Here is a 25,575-nt window from a genome sequence, read left to right on the forward strand (position 1 = left end):
TTACTCTCCAATAATAAATGTTAGTTCAGCAGTAGTTGCTTTTTTGTCCCCAATCCAAGCGATCCCTTTACCTGTACCAATTGGACCACGCAAGCGATCAAGTGTTACCTCTAAGCGCAATTGGTCCCCAGGACGCACCATTTGACGGTAACGAGCCTTTTTAATCCCACCAAAATAGGCTGTTTTTCCCTTGAATTCAGGCATTGACAACAATGCCACTGCACCGGTTTGTGCCAATGCTTCAACCGTTAGTGCGCCAGGAAATGTTGGGTTACCGGGAAAATGTCCTTGAAAAATTTCTTCATTCACACTAATATTTTTAATAGCCACTGCTTTTTCACCAGGGACTAATTCCTCAACTGTATCCAACATTAACATTGGATAACGATGCGGTAAAATTTCTTGAATTTGTTGTGTATTTAGAACTGTCATGACTGGCTCCTTATCGTTTAATGGTCAAAAACATTGGTAATTTATTCAAAGCCGCTTAGTCTGGCTTTACAACATAAAGTGGCTTATTGTAATCAACCACTTCTTCATTTTCTACCAAAATTTCGCTAATTGTTCCTGAAACTTCACTATGAATTTCTGTCATCAGCTTCATTGCTTCGATAACAGCTACTGTTTCACCAACCGTTACCTTGTCACCAACTTGTTTAAACATTGGTGCTTCTGGCTTAGGCTGCAAATAAACCGTACCAACCATTGGCGCAACAATTTCAACACCTTCTGTTTCCGGCTGTGCCAATGCGTGTGGCGCATCAACAGGAGCTGCTGGTGCTTGAGGTGTGCTTTGTGTTGCTGCAACTGGATTGATGATTGATGCAGCTTCATTTTTTGACAAATGCAAATTAAAATCGCCATCGGTCACTTCAAATTCACGTAATGAACTGTTTTCTAAATCAGCAATTAGTTGTCGGATTTCTTCAATATCTAAACTCATTTTTAAGCCTCTTCGTGCCATTTTTTAAAGACAATGACAGCATTGTGTCCGCCAAAACCATAGTTAGCGCTCAGTACATATTCAGGTGCTTGATGCTTTGTGTCATCATCTACTAAATTAACCACTTTTGTGTCATCATCTTGTTCATCAACACCAACGTTAACAGGTAATTCACCACGTGTTAAGGCACCGACAGAAATCAACGCTTCAATTGCACCAGCAGCACCTAACAAATGGCCGGTCATCCCCTTAGTTGATGATACAGGTACCGTATTTTCACCAAATACTGTTGCAATCGCATGCGCTTCACCAGAATCATTGGCGCCCGTAGCCGTACCATGTGCATTGATGTAGGAAATTTGATTAGCATCTAAATTAGCATCATTCAACGCATCACGCATTGCTCGTGCAGCACCTTCACCGTCAGGCGAAGGAGACGTCATGTGGTAAGCGTCAGAAGAGGCGCCATAACCAACCAGCTCCGCCAAAATATGAGCCCCACGTGCTTGTGCATGCTCTAAGCTTTCAATTACCAAAATACCAGAACCTTCACCTAGAACGAAGCCATGACGGTTCTTATCAAAAGGTTTAGAAGCTTGCGTCGGATCTTCTTCTTTTGACAAAGCTGTCAAAGCTGCGAAACCGGCAATACCAATTTCGTTAACAGTTGCTTCAGAACCACCAGTCAACATCACATCAGCTTTACCTGATTGAATACGCCAGAATGCTTCACCAATTGCATTAGTTGCGGAAGCACAAGCGGTCACGATTGTTGAGTTAATACCCTTAGCGCCAAAACGTAGTGATACATTTCCAGAAACCATGTTAGGAATTGATTCTGGTACAAATAATGGACTGACACGTTGCGGCCCTTTATCATGCATTTTGATAACTTGCTCTTGAATCGTTGTCAAACCACCAATACCATTCCCCAAAATCACACCAAAACGTGTTGGATCTGCAACGGTAGTTGGTACATCAGCATCGGCATCAGCTTTCAAACCAGCGTTTTCCAAAGCCTGATCAGCAGCATCAATGGCATACTGCGCAAATAGGTCCATCTTACGAGCATCTCGCTTACCAACACGTAATGCTGGATCAAAACCATCAACCTGTCCTGCTACGGTGATACCAGTTTCTGAAGCATCAAATTTTGTGATTGGCTTAATACCAATTTTTTCATTGAAGATACCATCCAAAAAAGATTGTGTATCGTTACCTAATGGCGTTACTGCGCCAAGTCCTGTCACTACTACTCGTGTCATAATATTTTGAGCGCTCACGGTTAACTTGCCGCACACGCCTTTCCTTTCTGTATTTACTATAACGTGGTTTATATATATAAACCGCCGTCAACTGTAATGGTTTGCCCAGTGATGTAGTCGTTTTCGGCTAAAAACAATGCCGTTTGTGCGATTTCATCAACTTGTCCAAACCGCGCCAACGGGATATTTTTAAGAATCTCAGCTTGGGTAGCTTCGGGCAAGGCAGCCGTCATATCCGACACAATCATACCAGGTGCAATGGCATTAACGCGAATATGGCGTCTCGCACCTTCTTTAGCCAAAGATTTTGTCAAGCCAATAATACCAGCTTTTGAGGCTGCATAATTAGTTTGCCCCATGTTACCCATTAAGCCAACCACTGAACTCAAATTGATAATCACACCATGTTTCTGGCGAATCATCTTTTTAAATACTGGCTGCGTGACATTAAAGGTACCATTAAGATTAACATTCACAACTTGCGCAAAATCTTCAGGTGTTAGGCCCATCGCCAACTGATCTTTCGTAATACCAGCATTGTTGACTAGAATATCAATTCCTTGAAAGTTTTCCTGTTTATAAAGGGCTTTTAAGCTTGCTTCAGTTGCCGTTGCATCGGCAATATCAAACTGTAAAACTTGAACATCATGTTGAAATTCCGCCAATGTTTCCGCTTGAATTTCTGAACGTGCATGTAAAATCAAATTAGCCCCTGCAGCATCAAAAACTTTAGCAATCGCTAACCCAATTCCTCGTGAAGATCCTGTAACCAATACTGTTTTTCCTGTAAAATCTGGCATGTTACACCTCTGCTTTCATCAATAATTCATTGACCTCGTTAAAACTTGTCAAATTTGTGATCGCATAACGTTTGATCGTTTTAGGTGCGATTTTTTTGGCAAATTTAACCAATGTTTCTGAAGGACCAATCTCTATAAATGTATCGACACCATCAGCTACCATCTGCTCAATATCTTGAGCAAAGTAGGTAGGTGATGTGATTTGTTTTGTCAAAATATCATGTAACTGATTAACTTCAAATGGTTTAGCTGTTGTATTAGAATAAACCAGATACTGCAATGAATTGAACGTTTCATCTGCTAATCGCGTTGCCAACTGTGACGCGGCATCCTTCAAAAGTGGTGTGTGAAAGGCGCCTGTTACAGGTAGTTCAACGGTTCGCTTAATTCCCGCGCCCGTCAGTTTAACAACCGCTTCATCAACATCATTGGCAATACCACCGATTACTAATTGAGAGAATGTATTAAAGTTAGCTGGATAAACACGCTTACCATCTGCTTGCATTGCCGTCAATACATCAACAACTAATTGCTGATCATCTCCCATAACTGCAACCATTTTACCAGGATTTTTGTCGCCAACAGCTTGCATATAAGCACCACGATCTTTGATAATGGCAACAGATTGTGCAAAGCTAAATGCACCTGCCACAGTCAGTGCTGAATACTCACCCAAGCTCAATCCTAAGCTAGCTACGGGTTGTGGTAGTCGCTCACCTAATGCCTTAACTATGGCCACACTCATTGCCAATATAGCTGGTTGCGCATACTGTGTTTGGAATATTTTTGCTTCGTCTTGAACAACTGTTGCTAAATCATACCCCAATATTTCACTGGCCTGATCGATTGTCTCACGATATACCGGCAAAGCTTCATACAAATCAGAACCCATACCCACTTGTTGGGCACCTTGACCACTGAATAATAAACCAATTTTCATGTTAAACCCCATATACCATATTTATAAGAAACAACCCAATCAAATTGGGTTATCGTCCTATTTTGTTGTATTCTCAACACCCATTAAGTCGGTTGCTTGTGACCAAATATCTTCTAGAATTTCAGCCACTGGCTTTTCATCATGAATTAAACCAGAAATTTGACCGGCCATGAAGGCACCACCGTCTTTATCGCCTTCTTGTACAGCGCGCTTCAACGTACCAGATTCCAACTTTTCAATTGCTTCGGCATCTGGCTTTTCTTTTTGAAGTTCATTCACCTCATTTTTAACAAACGATTTCGCCATTTTGTTTTTCAAAACACGCGCACGATTGCCAAGTAAATTACCTGTTACGATTGTATCAATATCTTTAGCTTTTAGAATCTTAGCTTTAAAATTAGGATGGACTTCTGACTCAGCTGCTGTTAAAAAGCGAGTTCCCATTTGGGCGCCGGCAGCTCCCAACATAAATGCAGCAGCCACACCGCGACCATCACCAATACCACCAGCTGCAATCACTGGAATATCAACCGCATCAACAACTTGAGGTACTAAAGCCATTGTGGTTAACATACCAATATGTCCACCTGATTCCATACCTTCAGCAACTACGGCATCAACACCCTTTTTTTCCATCATTTTAGCCAAAGAAACTGATGGTACAACCGGCATAACAATAATTCCTGCTGCATGTAACTCATCCAAAAATGGTGATGGATCCCCAGCGCCAGTGGCAACCACTGCAACTTTTTCTTCTATAATAACATCAAAAACCTCACGGATATGGCGGCTCAGTAGCATCACATTGACACCAAATGGCTTGTCAGTTAACGCTTTTGCACGTTTAATTTCGCGGCGTACATCTTCCCCATGCCAATAGCCAGTACCAATAATGCCAAGACCACCGGCTTCTGAAACTGCTGCTGCTAAAACACCTGTTCCGGCCCACGTCATTCCCCCTTCGACAATAGGGTATTTCATGCCTAATTTTTCGAAAATTGGGTTTGTTGTTTTTACTGTCATGCTCTCATCCTTAAACTTATAGTATGTACGCGGTTTCCCGCATCAATTAGGCAGCCAACTGTTCCTTGATCTTGTCAACCAAGTCTTGAACTGTCTTGATGTCTTCTGCCACGGCAAGTTTGATATCAAAGTCATCTTCAACACGGTTCAAAACTTCAAACAAATCTAATGAATCAGCATCAATATCATTTGTTAAGTCAGTTGTTAATGATACTTCATCATCTTCCAAATCAAATTGGTCAACCAAAATTTCCTTTGTCTTGTCAAAAATTTCTGCGTCTGTCATGTTAATTATTCTCCTGTAAAATATGTGTATAGTCGTTAGATTTTTGCGGTGCAGCCGACTACACCGAATTAATTATAATTGCCAAACTTGTGCGCCAACCGTGAGACCGCCACCAAATCCAGCTAAAGCTATTGTCTGTCCAGCATGTACTTGGCCTGACTCAACTAGATCATTTAGTAAAATACCAATACTTGCCGCACTTGTATTCCCATTTAGTACCATATTAATTGGAAATTTCGACATCGGTTGTTTGAATCGTTTTGCAATCGAAGCTACAATACGAGAATTAGCTTGATGTAATAGATAATAATCAACATCATCTGGCGATATTTTAGCCTGCTCTAATGCTGATTGAAGTGCTTCAGGTACTTCGCGGGTTGCAAAATTATATACTTCACGACCATTCTGGTGAAAATAAGGGTCTAGTTCACTGATTTGTTTCGAAAATGGATTATCATTTGCAAATCTACCCGCAACTAGATTGTCACCTTTTTCACCAAAAGTCCTTAGTTCTTCTGCCAATAAGCCAACATTTTCCTGTGTGCGCTCAACCAAAACGCCAGCTGCACCATCACCAAACAATACCGCCGTCGTTCGATCATGCCAGTCAACTAGCTTTGAAAGTACCTCAGCACCAATGACTAAGCCACGACGATAGCGTGTCGTTAACAAACTAGAGGCAACGCTCATACCATAAACAAATCCCGAGCAAGCTGCACTCAAGTCAAATGCAAATGCATTTGTTGCACCAACATTAGACTGAACAATTGCTGCTGTACTAGGTGACAAACTATCAGGTGACATCGTACTAACAATAATAAAATCAAGTGTTTCTGGTGAAATACCTGTTTTATCTAAAAGCTTTTTGGCCACACTGGTTGCTAAATCACTTGTATTTTCAGTTGTGACAACGTGCCGTTGGTGAATACCAGTACGCGTATAAATCCATTCATCGTTAGTATCCATCAATTTGCTTAACTCATCATTTGATACCACATTTTCGGGTGAATGGCTCGCAACTGCAACCATTTTAATTTGTTCCATGTTGCCCTCTCACTTACTCAATATTGCCATCAAATAACTTTTTAAATTATGAATAGCACGTTGTACAACAGAAGCTTCTTCCGTTGTCATACCAGCCATAAAATTATGAGCCATATCACGGTGGAAGCCTTGATGTGCACGGTAAACCACTCGCCCTTTATGCGTTAAACCTAGTTTAACAACACGCCGATCAGTTCGGGAACGACGTCGCTCAACATAACCTTTTTGTACTAACTTATCAATGGCTGTGGTCATTGCACTCGGAGTGAGATGAATCATGCGAGCCACCTGAGAAGCACTTTTTTCATCATACATTGAGATAGCATCAATGGTGTGCATATCTTTTAATGTAATATCTGAAAAATAACTACGTTTCAAAGAGGCTTCTTCAATCCACATAACATTGTTAAATACATCAACAAGGTCACTATTTATTTTTTCAAAATCAGTTGTAATTACTTCATTCATTTTTTTCATCTGGCGCCACCACAAACATCAACTCTGCTGATGTCGCAGTTTTACCGTCGACTTTGGCCTCGACCAATACGCTTCCCATGTTGGCGCGTAGTTTACCAAATGTGACATGCAATTTCAAAACATCACCTGGTTTAACCATTTGCTTAAACTTAGCGTTGTCAATACCTGTCATATAGGCTGTCTTGCCCTTGAATTGTGGTGAAGATAAAATCAAGATTGACGCCGCTTGTGCTAATGATTCAATGATTAAGACGCCAGGCATCACAGGATTTCCAGGAAAATGTCCTTGAAAAAATTGCTCGTTAATTGTAACATTTTTAACAGCTACAATTGATTCATCCGGTACCATCTCCTCGACGTAATCCATATATAAAATAGGATAACGATTCGGGATTAAACTCATAATTTCAGTCGTTGTAAGAACTGGCATAGTGGTTCCTCTCTAAGAAATACTTCGATAATCAAAATATATGATAGTCAAATATTATCACAAAGTATTTCGATTGTCAAACTAATTAAGCGATTCAAAAATTGGCGCTGTTAATAAAAAACACCCGAGACAGGGGTGTTTAAAAAGTCAAAATAATTAGTCTATTTTGCCATTCAGTCATAAAATCGTCACTCTGCCATTCATGCACGCGAGTGGTATTATAGCCGACGGCCGCATTATAATAAATGTTATTGCCTACTTTTAGTGGCGCAGGGTGTAAATGTAAATGGCCTGTCACTGTGGCAATCGTATAGGATTGATCCAAAGCTTGTCCCAGACGACGACTTCCCAAAAAAGCATTCGCCATATCTAGTCGTGTATTCCCATTTGGAAAACGTTTGATATAATCATCTTTTGGCACAAAGTGACTCACTAATACGGTTTGCCGATTGCCCGCGGCTAATAGTTGATCATTAATCTGCTTCAGATTAATATCAAAACGTTCTCTATCACTCATCGGTTGTTCAATTCGACGATCAAACCAAAAAGCTTTTTTAAATTGCTCAATTTGTGCTTGTGTATAGTCCTGACCGACAAAACTATAATCATACCAGCCATTATTACCGATTAGTCTTACTTCATCAGTTAAATCCATGTATTTATTATGGAAATATAGTGGGTCAATGTCACTTTCTAATTCATCATAACTGACGTTTTTGCCCATGTCATGATTGCCAGCAATAAATCGGATAGTCATTTTGTCTTGCACGAGCGCCTGCATCTCATGTGCAAAAGATAATGTCTCTGCAAAATCATTAAATGAATCACCAGCAATCACATATAATTGAACATTTTGATTCAACAAATAGAGCGCTTGAGCATGCATTGCGCGTTTAACATCAATATGATTTAAATCAAAGTGATTATCTGAAGAAAATGCAACTTTCACAAATAGAACTCCTGTTCGATATTTGAGTAAAGTATATCACATTTAAAACGAATATGCTGTTATCGCAACATTTGTTTAAGATTTGTTTGATTTTTATTACTTTTTGTAACATTAACACATTAAAAAAGTGATTACTGATTAATTGCAACAAAAAAACCGCCATAGCGGTCTTCTTAAAATAACATCTTACCCAAAAGTATGTGATGTCTTTAATTTTACAATGTTGCGAAGTGTAACAATGTACGGATCATGTTTGAAGTGAAACCGTATTCGTTATCGTACCATGCTGCAACCTTAACTAATTGTTGACCTTCTCCGGCAACAACTTCAGTTTGTGTTGGATCAAAGACAGTACCATGTGTATCGTTGATGATGTCAGTAGATACCAATCCGTCACCGTTGTAACCAAATGAATCAGATTCGTACTTCTTCATAGCTGCGTTAACTTCTTCAACTGTAACGTCTTTCTTCAAAACGGCAGTCAATTCAGTGATTGAACCATCAGGAACAGGAACACGGATAGCTGAGCCAGTCAACTTACCATCCAATGAAGGCACAACCAAACCGATAGCCTTTGCGGCACCAGATGAATGTGGCAATGAGTTTGAAGCAGCATCACGATTTGCTTGGCGCTTTGCAAAGTTAGCTGATTTTGGTCCATCTTGCAAGCTTTGTGAAGCTGTGTAAGCGTGAACAGTCAACATCAATCCAGTTTTAACGCCAAATTCCTTTTCCAATACGTTAGCGATTGGAGCCAATGATTGCGTTGTGCATGATCCTGCAGAAACAATCTTGTCGTCTGCAGTCAAGATGTCTTGGTTAACACCGTAAACAACTGTTGGAACTGCACCGGCTGGGGCTGAAACCAATACCTTCTTGGCACCTGCATCCAAGTGAGCTTGTGACTTTTCAGCTGAAGTATAGAAACCAGTAGCTTCCAATACATAATCAACACCATCGTTAGCAACCCACTTCAAGTCAGCAGCGTTACGTTCTGAGTAAACAGCATAGTGCTTACCGTTAACGATAATACCGCTCTCATCAGATGAAACATCAGCATGCAAAGTACCGTGAATTGAGTCATACTTCAACAAGTATGCCAACATGTCAGGGCTTGTCAAGTCGTTGATAGCAACAACTTCGATATCTGATGCTTTGTCTGACAACTCAAGGATGCGACGGAAAGCCAAGCGGCCAATACGTCCAAATCCGTTAATACCAATCTTAACAGTCATGTGTTTTAGATCCTCCAAAAATTTTTGACTTATGTCAACACCAATATTATAGCACAAAGTTCAACAATGAGCGAACGTGAACTTGTCTAAAAACTGATTTGATTAACCAGCAAAATCAAATATTTTTAATTATTATTACATATAAAAAAATTTAACTGAGTTTTTTGATTATTGGGACATGTATTGAAACCAAAGAACCACTCCGTTTGTTAATATAACACAGCACGGCAACATTAGTTTATATGGTACATTTTATTCTCATTTTTCAACAAAAAGGCTAAGATAAATGATGCTTTTTAACCAAAAATCAATTGCACTACGTATCAATAACTGATAAAATATGATAAACGTTTTCATTTTTGAGTTCCATCCCATGAACTTGATCAGAGATATCACTTACATCATTTATTGTATCGATTTCATAAAAACGTTGATCAGATAAACATTCAAAGGACTTAACAACATGCACAACTCTAAATCGCAACATATCGCCATATTAGCGGTAATCATTGCTTTTAATATTGCATTATCTTATGTGATAAAAATTCCCGTTCCTGCTACTAATGGCTTTGTCAATCTTGTGGAAGCCGGTATTTTCATTGCCGCGCTTCTTGGTGGGGCCCGAAGCGGATTGATTGTTGGCGGTATGAGTGGTTTATTACTTGATTTACTTGCGGGCTATCCACAATGGATGATTTTTTCATTAATCATTCATGGTGCAGAAGGATTGTTGGTCGGCTATATTGGTTATCGTAAATCAATTTTGCCACAGGCAATTGCTTTGCTAATTGGCAGCCTTATTATGGTGATTGGTTACGTTTTGGCGGGAGCAATCTTGTACAATTGGCCCGCTGGAGTCGCGTCAATAGTTGGTAATATCGCACAAGCAGTCATGGGATTAATTGTTGCATTAATCTTAATTCCAGTATTTAAACGTATGCCACAAATTGATTTGAAAGTATAAAAAAGAGACTCCATAGGAGTCTTTTTTTTACTCAATACCCGATCCTGGTTCAATTGAATCAGGCAAAATTGTAACCGTCACAATATCATTCTTTTCAGCTGACAAAATCATACCTTCGGATATTTCACCAGCCATCTTGCGCGGTTTCATATTGGCTACAATAGCCACAGTTTTACCAACCAAAACAGCGGGATCAGCATACCACTTTCGAATACCAGACAAAATTTGTCGTGGTTTACCAGAACCATCATCCAGTGTGAATTTCAACAATTTTTCAGACTTGGCAACAATTTCACCTGCAGTGATCTTAGCTGCCAGAATTTCTACTTTCGCAAAATCATCATACGTGATTAATTCTTTTTCCGGTGTCGTGTCTTTATTAGCGGCAGCAATCGCTGCTTCTTTTACTGCACGACCTTTTCCTTTAGTGTCCTTGGAAACTAAACCAGAAATAAATGCCACTTCTTCATCAACATTTTGACGCGGGAAGATTGGTTCACCCTTAGCAACAACGTGACCACCAGTTGGTAATTTCCCAAATGTCAACCCACCAATTGCGACACCCTTTTCAGCATAATCCAACCCCAACTGCTCAAATATTTTGCGAGGGGCTTGTGTCAAAACTGGTTGCAACAGTACGGCAACGACACGTAATGCACCGGCAAGGTGTGCCATAACGCTTGATAAAATTGGCTTAGCGTTGTCATCTTTCGCCAACACCCAAGGTTGTGTCTCGTCAATATACTTATTGGCTCGACGAATAATTGTCCAAACACTTTCGAGTGCATCTGCTGTACGGAGTTCACGGAAATTTTTGTTATAGCTAACAATCGCGTCCTCCACAGTACGAACTAGATCTTCATCAAACGCGGTCTTGCCAGTATGAAGTTCAGGTATCACACCGCCTTCATATTTATTAATCATAGCAACAGTTCGGTTAAGTAAGTTTCCTAAATCGTTTGCCAAATCATAATTGACACGGGCAACAAAGTCTTCTGGGGTAAACACGCCATCATTTCCAAATGGCATAGCACGCAATAAGTAGTAACGAACTGCGTCCAAACCATAACGTTGTTCCAACACTTCTGGGTAAATAACATTACCCTTTGACTTCGACATTTTACCGTCTTTCATGACTAACCAGCCATGACCAATCACCGTTTTGGGCAATTCTAATCCAAGTGCGTGCAACATGATTGGCCAATAAATCGTGTGGAAGCGGACAATTTCTTTACCAACTAATTGGACATTAGCTGGCCAGAATTTATCAAACAACGCTGTGTCATCTGAATCATAGCCGAGCGCAGTAATATAATTGGCTAACGCGTCAATCCAAACATAAATCACATGTTTTTCATCCCCAGGGACAGGTACACCCCAGTCAAAGGATGTCCGCGTAACTGCCAAATCTTCTAATCCAGGCGCAATGAAGTTATTGATCATCTCGTTCATTCGCGCTTCAGGTTGAATAAAGTTAGGGTGCGTTTTGTAGTAATCTAGCAACCAGTCGGCGTATTGACTCATTTTGAAAAAGTAAGCTTCTTCTTTAACGAGTTCAACTTCATGTCCTGATGGTGCCTTACCACCAATTACTTTACCTTGTTCGTCGTGATAGACTTCAGCAAGTTGTGATTCGGTGAAATATTCTTCATCTGAAACAGAATACCAACCTTCATACTCACCTTTATAAATATCACCATTTTCAAGTAATTGTGTAAAAATCTTTTCAACGGCTTTTTCGTGGCGATCTTCTGTCGTCCGGATAAAGTCATCATATGAAATATCCATTAACTGCCACAAGTCTTTGATTTGCTTAGCCATGCCATCAAGATAGGCAATTTCTGACGTGCCAGCAGCTTTTGCTTTTTGTTGAATTTTCAAACCATGTTCATCAGTACCTGTTAAAAAGTATACATCATCACCCAAAAGGCGGTGATATCGCGCTGCCGCATCAGCTAATACTGTCGTATAAGTATTGCCAAGTTGCAACTTACCTGATGGATAATAGATAGGTGTTGTGATGTAGAAAGTTTTGTCTTTCTTCACAGAAAATTGTTGCTCTGCCTTCGAAAATTTGTCGTAAATGACAGCTGAATCTGTGTGATTGGCAGTGTTAAATAAAACATTGTTTGGTTCTGACATATGAGTCTTCCTCTTTCTTTAACGTAACCTAGCTCATTTCTGGACTGAAGCACGCTTTTTGCCATATGAGGCTTAGTATATAAGATTATTATAACCAAAATTAGGTATTTTTCATAGGAAATTTCATTTTTTCTCGAATGCATGCTGCTTTCAATTTAAAAACAAAACCGGTAAACTATAGTTGATTAGGAGATAACTTAATGTCACAACTTGAATTAATTACCAAATACATGACAACTGTCCTAACAAAGGACAACACCGGACACGGGACTGACCACATTATGCGTGTGTTGGCGCTGGCAGATAAGATTCTGGCTAATGAGCCTGATGCTGATGCCTTTATCGTTCATGCAGCTGTTTTACTTCATGATGTATATGACGATAAATTATATGACAGCGAAGCAGATGTGATTGCTGCTAAAAATGCTATGATTTCCTTTTTATTGTCAATTGGCGTTGATCCTGAAAAAATCGAAGCTATTACGGATATTATTGATAATATGTCTTGGTCACATTCGTTAGAAAATGCAACTCATTTAACGCTCAATGGTCAAATTGTTCAGGATGCAGACCGTCTTGACGCTATCGGTGCTATCGCTGTTGTACGAGCAATCACATACGGTGCTGTTAAAAATCGTGTCTTATATGATCCAAGTATTCCACCCAAAATCGCTAAAGATAAAACGACCTATCGCAGCAATGACAGTACAACAATTAATCACTTTTATGAAAAACTGTTGCTCATTAAAGACAAGCTAAACACTGACACAGCTCGTGCCATTGCAATACCAAGACAGCAATTCATGCTAGATTTTTTGAGCGAATTTAAGGCTGAATGGTCTCTTGAAAAATAAACTTGCAGAATAATTATTGACATGTTAAGCTTATATTGAATTTGGAGAAATAATGTTAAAAATGATGATTACAACTAAAAATTGTGTCCACCGGCGCTTGTTAGCACCGGTATTTTGACGTATTTTTATCCACATCAAACTATCACTTACTAACGCAACAGGCGCTTATCAACTTCATTTGATAAGCGCCTTTTTCTATGGAGAAAAATCATGAAGAAGAAAATCATTGTCACAGTAATTGCACTAATCATTGTCATCGCAGCGGTCATAAGTATTACCACACGACGCTCATCTCAAAAATCAGAAACCATAACATCAGGCACTTTAACCATTGGTTTAGAAGGCACTTATGCACCTTTTTCATACCGTCAAAATGGCAAATTAACCGGATTTGAAGTTGAGTTATCGACAAAAATAGCCAAAAAACTAGGGCTAAAGCCTAAATATGTTCAAACAAAATGGGACTCATTAATCGCTGGTCTTGGTGCAAAAAGATATGACGTCGTTTTTAATGATGTGGGTATCACAGCAGAACGTCAAAAAAACTATCGTTTTAGCTCGCCCTATATTTATGCTAAAACTGTCTTAATTAAACCAACATCTGCCACAGACTTAAAGACATTGGCTGATATCAAAGGTAAAAAAATGGCGCAATCCACAACTTCTAATTTCGGAGCACTGGCTAAAAAATCCGGTGCAGAAATAGTGGCCGTTCCCGGGATAACGGAAGCTATGAACATGGTCACTACTGGTCGCGCCGACGGCACTTTAAATGACATGGGTGCTTACCAAGTATGGAAAAAAGCAAATCCGTCAGCTAAAACAACTGCCATTGATTTAAGCAAAGAAAGTCCTGCTTCTCCAGCCGGAGCGCTGATCAACAAAAATAACAAAGCCTTGCAAGAAAAAATTAATCAAGCATTAACTGACCTGCGCGCAGATGGTACTTTAAAGTCACTGTCAATCAAATATTTCAATACTGATTTAACTGTAAAATGATTGATTATGTTGTCTAGGAGGATTTTATGACACAATTTATTCAACTTGCCATACAATATTTGCCAAGTTTATTGATGGCCGCGCTAACCTATACACTTCCTTTGACGGCAATTTCGTTCATTTTAGGATTAATCTTTGCGATTTTAACAGCTTTAATTCGTATTGCGAAGCTGCCATCTGAAACAATCGTAAAACTAATCATGAGCGTGTTAAAGACTTTGGCAGCATTTTACGTTTGGCTATTTCGTTCAACGCCAATGATTGTGCAATTGTTTATTGTGTTCTACGGATTACCCAATGCACACATCAACTTTTTTGCCAATGCTTGGGTATCGGCTATCACCGTTTTTTCACTAAATACTGGTGCCTATGCGTCAGAAAGTGTCCGTGCAGCCATTTTATCAGTGCCTAAAGTACAAAAAGAAGCAGCCGAGTCATTAGGCATGACTAATCGTCAAGTTTACTGGCGTGTTGTTTTACCACAGGCTGCGCGCATTTCGATTCCACCTCTAAGCAACTCACTAATTAGTTTGTTGAAAGATACGTCACTGGCCAGTGTCATTACCATTGTAGAAATGTTTTATCTCAGTCAGCAAATCGCCGCCGAAAACTACAAAATTTTATCCATGTATGTGTTAGTGGCAATGGTTTATGCGTTATTAACCACTATCTTAACTGTGGGACAACACTATCTTGAACGTTATACCTCGAGGTTTACAATATGATTGAAGTTAAACACATTATCAAACAGTATCCAGACAAACGTGCATTAGATGATGTTTCAGCAACTTTTAATGCACATGAAACAACGGTTATTCTTGGTCCCTCTGGTTCTGGTAAATCAACACTGCTACGTACCCTAAATTTGCTTGAAAGGCCAACAAGTGGCACACTAGCTTTGAATGATTTAACCATCAATTTTGAAGCACCTATTGCCAAAAAAGAAATTTTCAATGTCCGACAATCATTTGGCATGGTTTTTCAAGAAAAAGCTTTGTTTGCACACTTGACGGTCTTAAAAAATATCATAGAGGGTCCAGTCCAAGTCCAAAAAGAGCCTGTCGCTGTTGCTACAAAAAAAGCACAAGCATTACTGGAACGATTTGGTATGGCAGAACTCGCTGAACGATACCCATCAGAGCTTTCCGGAGGTCAGCAGCAACGTGTTGCCATTATGCGAGCATTAGCCATGCAACCAGAATACTTATTACTCGATGAGCCAACTAGTGCACTAGATCCAGAATTAGAAGCACAAGTACTACATGTCCTAAAAGAGTTAGCTACTCAACGGACCTCCATGATTGTCGTGACCCACAACTTGGGTTTTGCGCGTCAAGTGGCCGATCATATTATTTTCATTGAAAATGGTCAAATTGGTTATGATGGTAGTGCTGAGGGATTTTTTAGTGCCACAGATAATAGAATTCAACAATTCTTAAATGCAATGAGCTTTTAATAGAAAAATCTCATTGCGTTTCGTATTAACCCACAACATGTTATGATATATGAGTTGAAAGAGAGAATATCATGGCTAGAAAACGCACTTATACTCGTAAAAAACAGCCTCAAAATAAAATTTTGTCGCTGTTAATCATTGTACTTGTTGCTGGATTTTATCTTTGGCAAAACCAACAGCAATCAAATACGCCAACCGAGAAAACATCACGTGCCACCGTTAATGCGCCAAATGACCAAGCGCTTTTAAATCTTAAATGGGATGGCACTTTAGACGGCGACATTGTTCACGTTAACAACAATAAAGCGACTTTTAGTAAAACTGAAATGGCGGACACTTTTCCCAGTCAAGCCTCAAAGTTACGACCAATTGACGGCTTGAGTTTGTCGCCCCTAGATAGTCTAGGTCGCTCACAACAGGCCAATTTTGTAGCTAGTCAAAGTGCTATCTCTAAAGTAACCAAAAGGCCAAGTCGCATGCCATACGACGTCCGTCCATCAGGTTGGTTTATTGGTGATCGATTTGACGGCACAAAGTGGGTCGGAGGCTATCATAATAATCCCAATGTTAAACTTGGTAACAGCAAGCAGCCTTTGTGGAATAAGTCGCACATCGTTGGCTATCAATTTTTCGGTATGGCGACAATGGTCACAGAGAACATGACAACAGGTACACGAGTGGAAAATGCCTATCCGGGACAATTAGTTGCTGAAGATGACATTCGTGATGCGATTGAAAAAAATCCTAAGATCACTATACGTGGACAAGTCACACCTCTATATATTGGCAACGAACGTATTCCACGTGGTGTTCATTATATGGCAAAATCAATTGGCGACAATGGCAAAAGCCTTAATCTCAATTATTGGATTTTTAATGTACAACCCGGCGTTAAAATTGATTATGCCACTGGTAAAGTAACAATATTAGAATCGACAAAGTAAGGCGCACCTATGTTTCAATTATATGATATCAAAGCATTACAACAAAAACTCTCGACCGCACAGAACCAAGCTAAACAATTGCAAAATGACTTAGAACAGTCAAACCATGATGCTTCATCACAACGCTCACTAAGAAACAATTTGAAGAATGTCACCTTAGTAATTGCTGAGCTAGAAAAACAAATTCGAACGCAAAAAAAACGCGAGACACATGCTAATAATCGTCATTTTGCCCGCGGTAACACACACAAACATGACTTATAACAAAAAATGTTAACCTCAGTATCAGAGGTTAACATTTTTTTATATCACTTTACCATCGCGGACAACCATGGCACTAGAATGGCCTGGCCCACCACGTTCTGGGTCAAATACCCGAATAGCAGCATTAATAGCATTGGGTGCTTCACCAAATCCAATTGCTATCAAGTCCGCTTTCCCAACATAATGGCTGGCATCCCCAATTGCAAATACACCAGGAACACTAGTAGCCAATTCTTGATTAACATGAAATACTTGACCATCAAGTTCCGGCTGAATGTCCCAAGATTGCACTGTTTTATTAGCTGAAATGAAACCATAGTTGATAATTAGGTCATCCACTACTAAATCGCTATGCAACAAGTCATTTTTAACATTAGCCAAACTAAGCCTCAGCTTGCCCGAAGACAATTTCTCAACTTTTGTCACTTTTTTTGGTGTTTCACGTTTCACTGTTGACTGTTCTAACGCTTTAACACTTTGCTCCATCGCTCTAAATTGATCCCGTCGATGAATCAAAGCAGTCGAAGCGGTTAATTGATTAAGCATCGTTGCCATATCAACTGCTGAATCCCCGCCACCAGCAATGGCAACATCATGATTATCAAAATCATGTTTGTTTTTTACAAAATAGTGAACACCTTGTCCAACTAGCTCATCTACGCCATCTAACTGCATTTTACGTGGTTCAAATGCCCCTTTACCTGTGGTAACGATAATTGTTTTGGCAATCAGCGTGGTGCCGTCATCTGTAGAAATTGTGAATAACTCGTCTTGTTTCACAACGTTAACCACAGTCGTATTCGTTTTAATTGTAATAGGAAACATATCAAGTTGTGCTTGTAACGACGCGATTAAGTCTGAACCTTTGATACTAGAAAAACCCGCAACATCTAGAATATTTTTTTCAGGATAAAGTGCTGTTACCTGCCCGCCTAAAGTCGCTAAACTTTCGATCAAAATTGTTTTTGTATTTCGTAGCCCAGCATAAAATCCTGCAAACATACCAACTGGTCCACCACCTATTATGGCAATATCATATATTTCTGTTTCTGTCATTCATAAATCTCCAATTTTTGTTTACCCTGTACAAGAATATTATACCTACATTTGGCGAATTTATCCCTAAATTTGTTGTTGTCCGTTATAATAAACATATCTTTAAAAATTGGAGAAAATTTATGGCCCACAAAAAAATGATTCTTGATCTTGACACAGGTATTGATGACGCTCTTGCGTTGGCTTATGCTGTCGCAGACCCAAATGTTGATCTCATTGGTATTATTTCAAGTTATGGTAACACTCTGGTCACAACGGCCGCCCAAAATTCTTTGAATTTACTCCATCTACTCGGTGCAGACAATGTCCCTGTTTTCATTGGTGAAAGTCATTCAAGCACTACTGACCATTTTGATGTGATGCCGATTTCACAAGCTATTCACGGCAAAAACGGCGTTGGTGATGTTTTGTTAGCAATATCACCTCAAAAAGTTTCCGCACAATCTGGGGTCGATTTCTTAATCGAAGCTGCACACCAATATCAAGATGAGTTAATTTTTATTCCTACCGGTCCCCTAACGAACTTGACGGCTGCAATTAAAAAAGATCCCGACGTTGCGCACTTAATTGGTAATACGACATTGATGGGTGGCGCCTTAACCGTTCCAGGCAATGTCACGCCATTCACTGAAGCTAATATCCATCAAGATCCCGAGGCTGCTGACTTTGCTTTCACTCATCAGGACAATTTAACGATGGTTGGTCTTGATGTTACCCTACGAACACTATTAACAAAAAAAGAAACTGCTGCATGGCGCTTGCTAGGAACAACCGCAGGTGAAAAATATGCTGATTTAATGGATTTTTATATTGACGCCTATGATAAACTGAATATCGACAAAAAAGGTGCCGCACTCCATGATCCGCTAGCAGTAGCCGTTGGTATTGACCCAAGCTATGTCACCACCATTTCATTAGCCATGCGTGTCACTTATGATAAAGAAAGTGGCGATTATGGTCGCACTATCGGAGATAAAAGTAGATTGTTGGAACCAACAACTACTAAAGCCGCCGTGCTCGTCGACACACCACGTTTTGTAAACGATTTCCAAAATCTAATGCTAAATATTTTGAATACAACTCAGAAGTAAATAGAGACATGTCATTAACGACATGTCTCTTTATTTATGAACGAATTTGACCATCGCCAAACACTTCATATTTGATTGTTGTCAAAGCCTCAAGACCCATTGGCCCACGTGCATGAAGCTTTTGAGTTGAAATGCCAATTTCTGCACCGAACCCAAATTCAAATCCGTCCGTAAACCGACTTGAGGCGTTTCGATAAACGACTGCCGCATCAACGTCATTCATAAATTTGGCAACGTTTTCAGCATTTTCACTAATAATTGTTTCAGAATGATGCGTTGTGTGCCGATTCACCCACTCAATTGCCTCATCAATCCCAGAAACAATACGGACACCCATAATTAGGTCATTATATTCTGTGTCCCAATCAAGCTCACTAGCTGGTATCAAATCACTTTCAATCACTCTGGAGGCTTCATCACCTCGTAATTCAACATCTGCCGCTCTTAATCGACCAGTAATCTTTGGCAAAAATTCATCCGCTATATCCGCATGAATTAACAACTTCTCGGCAGCATTGCATACCGCTGGCTTCTGCGTTTTGGCATTATGAATAATATTAATGGCTTCATCTTGATCAGCACTAGCATCTACAAAAATGTGTGTGTTACCAGCACCAGTTTCTATCACAGGAACCGTGGCATTAGCCACAACAAAATCAATAAAATGACCAGAGCCTCGTGGAATCAAGACGTCCACATATTCTCTCATATGAAGTAACTGGTTGACTGAGTCATGTGACGTGTCAGTGATGAGTTGTATCATATCTGGATTGAGATCACATTGCTTCAAAACGTCACGTAAAATAGCTGCGAGTGCCTTATTTGAGGCAATCGCTTCTTTCCCACCTCGTAAAATAACAGCATTACCAGACTTTAGCGTGAGCGCCGCTGCGTCAACAGTAACATTTGGTCGTGCTTCATAGACCATTGCCACAACACCCAAGGGTACTATCTTTTTTACAATTTTTAATTTGGCGTGATTTTCCCACGTTTCATACGGTCCTGCTAAAGGATCAGGCAATTGCGTGACTGCCAAAAGAGATTCGGCAATGCCTTGAATTGTCGCCTCATCAAGCGTTAGTCGTTTTACCATTGGTGCAGCAAGATTTGTTGCTAATGCTAAATCTTGCTGATTAGCCGCAATAATGACATCTGACTTTTCCGTAATAGCAGCTGCCATCATTTTCAGAATTTGATTGCGTGTCTCAAAAGATAAGTTTGCAGCGTCTAGCGCTGCTGCCTTTGCTTTTTGACCAATATTTTGTATTGTTTCCATCTTATTCTCCTTGAAACAAAGTGCCCACGGTCTCACCCTTGATAACATCTAAAATTAAAGCGGGATTGGCACCATTGATTAGCACCATTTTGCCACGATGTGCCATCACCAGTTCGGCTGCCAATAATTTGGTACTCATACCACCTGTTCCAAGTCCTGAAACGGAACCAGTGGCACTCATCCGAATGTCATCAGTAACTGCCGTGACACGACGAATAGGTGTAGCATTGGTATCAATCGTTGGATTGGCAGTATACAGCGCGTCAACGTCACTTAAAATGATTAGACCATCGGCTTGTAATTCATGTGTTACAATTGCTGCCAACCGATCATTATCACCAAACGAATGTTGATGATCCAATTCATCTACTGCAATCACATCATTTTCGTTAATAATTGGAATAACATGTTCAGCTAACAATGCTTCAACAGCGTTGATAGCATTTTCAAGCATTACTTTATTATCAAAAACGTCATACGTCAACAAAACTTGTCCTATCATTTGTTGATAAAACGCAAAGCTTTGGTTATAAAGTGACATTAAATACGTTTGACCGATAGCTGCCAATGCTTGCTGTTGTGGTATTTCTTTTGGCCGTGACTGAAGCTGCATTTGTTGCATCGCCACACCAATCGCACCTGAAGTAACTAATACCACTTCATGCCCGCTTTTTTGTAAACTTGTGAGTGTTTGCGCCAAACGATTGATCACTGAATATTTAATTTGCCCATTACCATCAACAATGGTGCTTGTGCCAACTTTGACAACGATTCTCTGCCAATTTTCCATGCTATTATTTCCTATTTTGTTTTATTATAACAGAAAGCTCCCAACTCGGCAGTTAGGAGCTATATAGTCGTTAGTACTTTTAAAATGATAGCACACCTGTCTCAGATAATTTGGCATCAATCATTTCAAATACTTCTGCTCGTGCTTTTGGATTCTCAACGAAATCAAAACGGTCGCCATCAATTTGAATTTTTGGTGATCGGTCATAGTTTTCAAACCAATCATCATAGCGACTATTAAGTGCTTGATAATATTCATACAAACTTGGATTCTCATCAATTTGTTCATAAGAACGTCCACGCTTTTTGATGCGTGCCAACATTGTATCAAAACTAACACGAACATGAATCAAGAGGTCAGGATCTTTTGAAGCGCCTCCGGGAATTTCAGCCATCATATTATCAACCAAAGATTTATAAATGTCGACTTCTGTCTGTGTGGCACGATCTAAATCAGCAGTTAATTGGAACAACAAAGCATCTTCAAAAATTGAACGATCAAGGATATTTTTTGTGACAACTTGCGCTTTTTTAATTTGTGCCAAACGCTTATTCAGAAAATAAATTTGCAGCAAAAAGCCATACTTTTTGGGGTCTTCATAGAATAAAGGCAAAATTGGATTATCATCCACGCTTTCATAAAAAGCCTCTGAATCCAAATGCTGGGCCAACATCTTTGTTAAACTTGTTTTGCCGGCGCCAATGGTGCCTGATAATACAATCATGCCAATTCTCCTTTAAAATAGTGTGATTATTTAACAAACCTGCTAAAAATATTTACTTATTAAGTATAGCAAAATTGTCACTTACTTGCAGACGAAATCAATTGGTTTTGACGTCAGCGATTGGCATTTTTTAAAGCAGCAACATACGCCTCTAAGGTTAAATGATGCTGGGTCATATATTTGGCGTTTGCCACGCCAACATATCTAAAATGCCATGATTCATAATCAATACCTGTCTGCTGAATTGACTTAGCATCACTTAGGAAACGTAATACAAATCCGTATTCTGGTGCATGTTGTATCAACCATTTCTGAGAGGCGTACTGATCCATTTCGGCTTGCAGCGCAGGATAGGCTGCTAATGCATCATCCCCTGCCAAATCGGCAGCTAACCCTGTGTGATGTTCTGAAGCGCCCGGCGTTTGGATGACAAGTGCCGTCTTATTTTTGGCTTCAGTTGCGCTCAAACCGTTGGCTTCATATTGTGCAACTGAATTATCAAAAATTTGTTTTTGGTAGGCAATGGAACGATATCCTGAAACTAAAGTTGTGGCATATCCTGCTTTTTGAGCGGCTTGACGAAAATTAGCCAAAGGCTGTTCAATTCTAGCATCAATTTGCTTGTCATCAACCGTGACTTTATTAAAATTTAATTCTGCCGATAAAGGATGTTTTTTATTGACCAAGACTAAGTCCCAATCAGTCGATTTGACGCCCTTTGGAAAAGTATTTTTTGACTTAGCTGTTGATGTCGACTTTTTAGCATCTGGCGACGCTGATTTCTCCTGATTATCAAAATGCCGTACTGTTAAAACGCCAACAATGATAACTAGAATTAAAATAACAAATATATATGGCATTTTGACATGCCCGACAGTTTTTTTCACTACTTTTACCCCAATATATTTTAATAACTGATATTAACAAAACTATCTTTAGTATCCCGCAGTACTTATAAGATTGCAATAAAAAACAACACTTCCAGTCAAAGGTTATAAATTTACCATTTAGCAAATCTATGAGCAGTGCCTGTTAATGTTGTTTTAGTTATTAACTATTTTTTTCTTTCAATTCTTGGTTCATCTTGTCAACATATTCATCCGACAATGGATAACGACTGATGACAAGCATGGCAATAACTGCCATCACAATTGGTAACCAAATCATTGACAATGCAATACCAAATTGTGCACTGGCAGTTTGTGTCAAAGCACCAGACTTAAAGTGCATAATCTGCAAAAGGTATCCAGGAATAATACCACCAAGTGCCAAACCAATTTTGAAGAAAAGTCCCATGATAGCATTGATAATACCAGCAACACGCTTACCTGAGATATACTCACCATTTGAGACAACTTCAGGAACCAAAGCCCACATGAAACCAGTTGCAGACGTTAGGCCCCACTGTTGTAGGAAACGACCAGTGAATCCCAACCAGTCTGAAGAAGGATTCTTAGACCAAGCAAACAGTAGTAACTGACCAACTATAAAGATGGCTAAGAATGTGAAGAAAAATCCTTTTTTACCAAGCGTTGCACGCAATTTTGGCCAAAGTACTACCAAGAAAATACCTGGGATTGAACCAATTAACCCGATTGATGCCATCAAAGCTGACTTACCGCCCTCAACACCAAAGTTATATTGCATGAAGTATGGCCAAACTGTATTTCCAAAGAACATCAAGGTGAAGCCAACTAAGAAGAAAATACCAAGGTTACGCAAAGCTGCATTACGCTTTAATTCAGCAAACAAATCAGAATACTTAACCTGATCCGTTGATTCTTCTGAGGCTAGAACGCGTTCTTTGGTGTTACGATAAGCGATAAACAAGGCAACGGCCCCAATAACCATATATATACCGTAAACTTTAAACCATGCGCCAGCTGCTGAAGGAGCAGCATAATTTCCTAGTTTCAACTTTAAACCAAACAGACCAGTATCTGTCATTTTTGCATTAGGTGAAGCTAATTGAACAAACAAAGGAAATAGTGTATAAACCAGTAAGTTACCCACATTAGCCAGCATCATACGAACTGAAGTTAACTTCGACACTTCCATTTCATCGCGAGTTAATGATGCATTTAATGAACCATAAGGGATATTAACAAATGAGTACACCAACGCTGTTGCCATATATGAAACAGTTGCATAAGCAACAGTTGCGGCAGAACCAGATCCTAGCACTTTTGCAACAGGTAAAAACAACAGCGCTGCTAAAATAACAAGTGGAATACCAAAATTCAAAAGAAATGGTCGATATTTACCATTCTTTGTAATTTTAGCTTTATCAACAACAGTTCCAACCCATGGATCCCAAACAACATTAATCCAACGAACAACTAAAAATATCGTTGCACCAACACCGGCTGATATGCCGTTAATGTTTGTTAAGTAGAATAGCAAAAAGCCACCAACTGTTCCAAACACCAAGTTTTGAGCAAAATCACCGAAACCATAACTCACACGATCCCAAGTTGTTAGTTTAGCGAATTCATCTCTTTTTTCAAGATTTGCATCCATAACTATATCTCCCAGATAATATTTTATAATTGTGAATAAACGCACTTATAAGTGAAAACGTTATCACATCTTTACTCAAATATCATAACATGGTTAGTTTGTTTGTGCAACCAACTTACAAAAACAAAATGTTATCTTTTCTCTTTGTGAGAAATAAAGTGAGACATATCAAGATATTTCACAAATACTATTGTTAACAACATATTAATTTATACAACAAAAAACCACCCAGAAATTGTCTGAGTGGTTTTCCAAAATGGTCAGCCAGGGGCTCGAACCCTGGACCCACGGATTAAGAGTCCGTTGCTCTACCAACTGAGCTAGCTGACCATATCATCTGTTTTTGCAACACAAAATATAATACCACAAATTCGATCAATAGGCAACATATCAATTAACCTATTATTCATCAATTAGAATTAAAAAGACTGACCCTAAAGTCAGCCTATGCATACATCTTTAAAACCAAAAAGCGAACATCCCTCTTAATTATTAGATCCATTTTTGTCTAACGGACTATCTTGATTAACTTTTCTTTCAAAAGTAGTCACAGCTCTTAGCAACAGTTTATAAAACTTATAGGCAACAAATAGCCAGATAATAATTGTCAAGTCAATATGATACGTCATCGTCATTTGTGTCCTTTCATCATTTGAAGTGAATTATAATCTATATTTAGTTACCAACACAAACCAGTATTTGATTTATTCTAAAAACACTCGAAAAAAATTCGGAACTTTTTCACATTTACGCCTGTATTTTTCTCAAAGCGATGAACAAGACACATTTAAAACACATAAAAACACGAAACCCGATGAACTAACGCGTTCATCGGGAAATATTTTTGAGAGAATATTTGAGAGAGAAGAGAATATATTCGGGAGAGAATATGAATTATTTAGAGTCGCGGGGAGAACGCGACTTTGGCTCCTTTTTGCCATGGGTTTCGTGCTTCTGATGTGATGGTCATCAGTTATACCGCTTATGAGACAAGCCCTCCGAAGGTCTAATTTTTATTCAATGTCTACTTTAAGTCAACTTAGCGGGTTGTTTGAGATAACTTGCTTTGTTGATGTTTATAATATAACGATTGAAAATTAAAA

At 39.3% G+C, this 25,575-nt stretch carries 28 protein-coding genes and 1 tRNA gene; 8 read left to right on the forward strand and 21 right to left on the reverse strand.

Annotated elements, in window-relative coordinates:
* From fabZ (IAE53_RS08210) to gap, 12 genes are all read right to left on the reverse strand, one after another.
* Complete coding sequence (gene fabZ, locus IAE53_RS08210) at nucleotides 1-432, reverse strand: 3-hydroxyacyl-ACP dehydratase FabZ (protein WP_004913636.1); 432 nt, start codon at nucleotides 430-432, stop codon at nucleotides 1-3.
* A gap of 55 nt (nucleotides 433-487) precedes the next feature.
* Nucleotides 488-943: an acetyl-CoA carboxylase biotin carboxyl carrier protein gene (accB, locus tag IAE53_RS08215; RefSeq protein WP_148423511.1), complete on the reverse strand. Its 456-nt coding sequence runs from the start codon at nucleotides 941-943 to the stop codon at nucleotides 488-490.
* Between the two features lie 2 nt (nucleotides 944-945).
* Entirely contained in the window at nucleotides 946-2,208 is a 1,263-nt protein-coding gene (fabF, locus tag IAE53_RS08220; RefSeq protein ID WP_036066926.1) for a beta-ketoacyl-ACP synthase II, read from the reverse strand.
* Nucleotides 2,209-2,276: 68 nt separating this feature from the next.
* A complete protein-coding gene (gene fabG / locus IAE53_RS08225) occupies nucleotides 2,277-3,008 on the reverse strand; it encodes a 3-oxoacyl-ACP reductase FabG (RefSeq protein ID WP_148423510.1) in 732 nt (243 codons plus the stop codon).
* A 1-nt stretch (nucleotide 3,009) separates the two neighbouring features.
* Nucleotides 3,010-3,948, reverse strand: coding sequence for an ACP S-malonyltransferase (locus IAE53_RS08230; RefSeq protein ID WP_188353244.1), 939 nt, complete (start codon nucleotides 3,946-3,948; stop codon nucleotides 3,010-3,012).
* Nucleotides 3,949-4,005: 57 nt separating this feature from the next.
* Nucleotides 4,006-4,971: a nitronate monooxygenase gene (locus tag IAE53_RS08235; protein WP_148423508.1), complete on the reverse strand. Its 966-nt coding sequence runs from the start codon at nucleotides 4,969-4,971 to the stop codon at nucleotides 4,006-4,008.
* A gap of 46 nt (nucleotides 4,972-5,017) precedes the next feature.
* Nucleotides 5,018-5,257 carry an acyl carrier protein gene (locus IAE53_RS08240; protein ID WP_004913621.1) on the reverse strand — a complete coding sequence of 80 codons (240 nt, stop codon included), beginning with the start codon at nucleotides 5,255-5,257 and terminating at the stop codon, nucleotides 5,018-5,020.
* 72 nt (nucleotides 5,258-5,329) lie between these two features.
* A complete protein-coding gene (locus tag IAE53_RS08245; protein WP_010279478.1) occupies nucleotides 5,330-6,301 on the reverse strand; it encodes a beta-ketoacyl-ACP synthase III in 972 nt (323 codons plus the stop codon).
* Between the two features lie 9 nt (nucleotides 6,302-6,310).
* Nucleotides 6,311-6,769, reverse strand: coding sequence for a MarR family winged helix-turn-helix transcriptional regulator (locus IAE53_RS08250; protein ID WP_031941027.1), 459 nt, complete (start codon nucleotides 6,767-6,769; stop codon nucleotides 6,311-6,313).
* Nucleotides 6,762-7,208: a 3-hydroxyacyl-ACP dehydratase FabZ gene (gene fabZ, locus IAE53_RS08255; protein WP_188353245.1), complete on the reverse strand. Its 447-nt coding sequence runs from the start codon at nucleotides 7,206-7,208 to the stop codon at nucleotides 6,762-6,764. The genes IAE53_RS08250 and fabZ (IAE53_RS08255) overlap by 8 nt, the downstream gene beginning before the upstream one ends.
* A gap of 139 nt (nucleotides 7,209-7,347) precedes the next feature.
* A complete protein-coding gene (locus tag IAE53_RS08260) occupies nucleotides 7,348-8,157 on the reverse strand; it encodes a metallophosphoesterase (protein ID WP_148423505.1) in 810 nt (269 codons plus the stop codon).
* Between the two features lie 215 nt (nucleotides 8,158-8,372).
* Nucleotides 8,373-9,392, reverse strand: a complete 1,020-nt coding sequence (gene gap, locus IAE53_RS08265) for a type I glyceraldehyde-3-phosphate dehydrogenase (RefSeq protein WP_010279467.1) — start codon at nucleotides 9,390-9,392, stop codon at nucleotides 8,373-8,375.
* Nucleotides 9,393-9,855: 463 nt separating this feature from the next.
* Here gap and IAE53_RS08270 point away from each other — a divergent pair, with 463 nt between their 5' ends.
* Nucleotides 9,856-10,356 (forward strand): ECF transporter S component, encoded by a 501-nt coding sequence (locus IAE53_RS08270; protein ID WP_148423504.1) that lies wholly within the window; start codon nucleotides 9,856-9,858, stop codon nucleotides 10,354-10,356.
* A 27-nt stretch (nucleotides 10,357-10,383) separates the two neighbouring features.
* Here the strand turns inward: IAE53_RS08270 and metG are convergent, their stop codons facing one another.
* Nucleotides 10,384-12,498, reverse strand: coding sequence for a methionine--tRNA ligase (gene metG / locus IAE53_RS08275; protein WP_148423503.1), 2,115 nt, complete (start codon nucleotides 12,496-12,498; stop codon nucleotides 10,384-10,386).
* 200 nt (nucleotides 12,499-12,698) lie between these two features.
* On the opposite strand from metG, the gene IAE53_RS08280 reads away from it, so the two are divergent.
* From IAE53_RS08280 to IAE53_RS08305, 6 genes are all read left to right on the forward strand, one after another.
* On the forward strand, nucleotides 12,699-13,352 hold the full coding sequence (locus IAE53_RS08280) for an HD domain-containing protein (RefSeq protein ID WP_148423502.1): 654 nt from the start codon (nucleotides 12,699-12,701) through the stop codon (nucleotides 13,350-13,352).
* A 210-nt stretch (nucleotides 13,353-13,562) separates the two neighbouring features.
* On the forward strand, nucleotides 13,563-14,351 hold the full coding sequence (locus tag IAE53_RS08285; RefSeq protein WP_148423501.1) for a transporter substrate-binding domain-containing protein: 789 nt from the start codon (nucleotides 13,563-13,565) through the stop codon (nucleotides 14,349-14,351).
* A gap of 26 nt (nucleotides 14,352-14,377) precedes the next feature.
* Nucleotides 14,378-15,076 carry an amino acid ABC transporter permease gene (locus tag IAE53_RS08290; protein ID WP_148423500.1) on the forward strand — a complete coding sequence of 233 codons (699 nt, stop codon included), beginning with the start codon at nucleotides 14,378-14,380 and terminating at the stop codon, nucleotides 15,074-15,076.
* On the forward strand, nucleotides 15,073-15,807 hold the full coding sequence (locus tag IAE53_RS08295; RefSeq protein ID WP_148423499.1) for an amino acid ABC transporter ATP-binding protein: 735 nt from the start codon (nucleotides 15,073-15,075) through the stop codon (nucleotides 15,805-15,807). The genes IAE53_RS08290 and IAE53_RS08295 overlap by 4 nt, the downstream gene beginning before the upstream one ends.
* A gap of 71 nt (nucleotides 15,808-15,878) precedes the next feature.
* Nucleotides 15,879-16,751, forward strand: coding sequence for a DNA/RNA non-specific endonuclease (locus IAE53_RS08300; protein ID WP_148423498.1), 873 nt, complete (start codon nucleotides 15,879-15,881; stop codon nucleotides 16,749-16,751).
* Between the two features lie 9 nt (nucleotides 16,752-16,760).
* The gene (locus tag IAE53_RS08305; protein WP_148423497.1) at nucleotides 16,761-17,015 is read left to right on the forward strand and encodes a hypothetical protein; all 255 of its coding nucleotides are present in this window, start codon (nucleotides 16,761-16,763) and stop codon (nucleotides 17,013-17,015) included.
* 39 nt (nucleotides 17,016-17,054) lie between these two features.
* On the opposite strand, the gene IAE53_RS08310 is transcribed toward IAE53_RS08305, so the two are convergent.
* Nucleotides 17,055-18,071: an NAD(P)/FAD-dependent oxidoreductase gene (locus IAE53_RS08310; protein WP_188353247.1), complete on the reverse strand. Its 1,017-nt coding sequence runs from the start codon at nucleotides 18,069-18,071 to the stop codon at nucleotides 17,055-17,057.
* 122 nt (nucleotides 18,072-18,193) lie between these two features.
* Between IAE53_RS08310 and IAE53_RS08315 the strand changes: the two genes are divergently transcribed.
* On the forward strand, nucleotides 18,194-19,162 hold the full coding sequence (locus tag IAE53_RS08315) for a nucleoside hydrolase (protein ID WP_148423495.1): 969 nt from the start codon (nucleotides 18,194-18,196) through the stop codon (nucleotides 19,160-19,162).
* A gap of 34 nt (nucleotides 19,163-19,196) precedes the next feature.
* Here the strand turns inward: IAE53_RS08315 and IAE53_RS08320 are convergent, their stop codons facing one another.
* The 7 genes from IAE53_RS08320 to IAE53_RS08350 form a co-directional block, all read right to left on the reverse strand.
* A complete protein-coding gene (locus IAE53_RS08320; protein WP_188353249.1) occupies nucleotides 19,197-20,438 on the reverse strand; it encodes a glutamate-5-semialdehyde dehydrogenase in 1,242 nt (413 codons plus the stop codon).
* Nucleotide 20,439: 1 nt separating this feature from the next.
* Nucleotides 20,440-21,228, reverse strand: a complete 789-nt coding sequence (proB, locus tag IAE53_RS08325; protein ID WP_188353250.1) for a glutamate 5-kinase — start codon at nucleotides 21,226-21,228, stop codon at nucleotides 20,440-20,442.
* 79 nt (nucleotides 21,229-21,307) lie between these two features.
* Nucleotides 21,308-21,952, reverse strand: coding sequence for a deoxynucleoside kinase (locus IAE53_RS08330; RefSeq protein ID WP_010280607.1), 645 nt, complete (start codon nucleotides 21,950-21,952; stop codon nucleotides 21,308-21,310).
* Between the two features lie 113 nt (nucleotides 21,953-22,065).
* Nucleotides 22,066-22,839 (reverse strand): D-alanyl-D-alanine carboxypeptidase family protein, encoded by a 774-nt coding sequence (locus tag IAE53_RS08335; protein WP_188353252.1) that lies wholly within the window; start codon nucleotides 22,837-22,839, stop codon nucleotides 22,066-22,068.
* 163 nt (nucleotides 22,840-23,002) lie between these two features.
* Nucleotides 23,003-24,472 carry an MFS transporter gene (locus IAE53_RS08340; protein WP_114667331.1) on the reverse strand — a complete coding sequence of 490 codons (1,470 nt, stop codon included), beginning with the start codon at nucleotides 24,470-24,472 and terminating at the stop codon, nucleotides 23,003-23,005.
* Nucleotides 24,473-24,729: 257 nt separating this feature from the next.
* Nucleotides 24,730-24,802 (reverse strand) — tRNA-Lys (locus IAE53_RS08345).
* Nucleotides 24,803-24,957: 155 nt separating this feature from the next.
* Nucleotides 24,958-25,101: a hypothetical protein gene (locus IAE53_RS08350; protein WP_167497519.1), complete on the reverse strand. Its 144-nt coding sequence runs from the start codon at nucleotides 25,099-25,101 to the stop codon at nucleotides 24,958-24,960.
* Nucleotides 25,102-25,575: the final 474 nt, after the last annotated feature.

The sequence above is a fragment of the Leuconostoc sp. S50 genome (genome assembly GCF_016624925.1).
GTDB classification, from domain to species: domain Bacteria; phylum Bacillota; class Bacilli; order Lactobacillales; family Lactobacillaceae; genus Leuconostoc; species Leuconostoc pseudomesenteroides.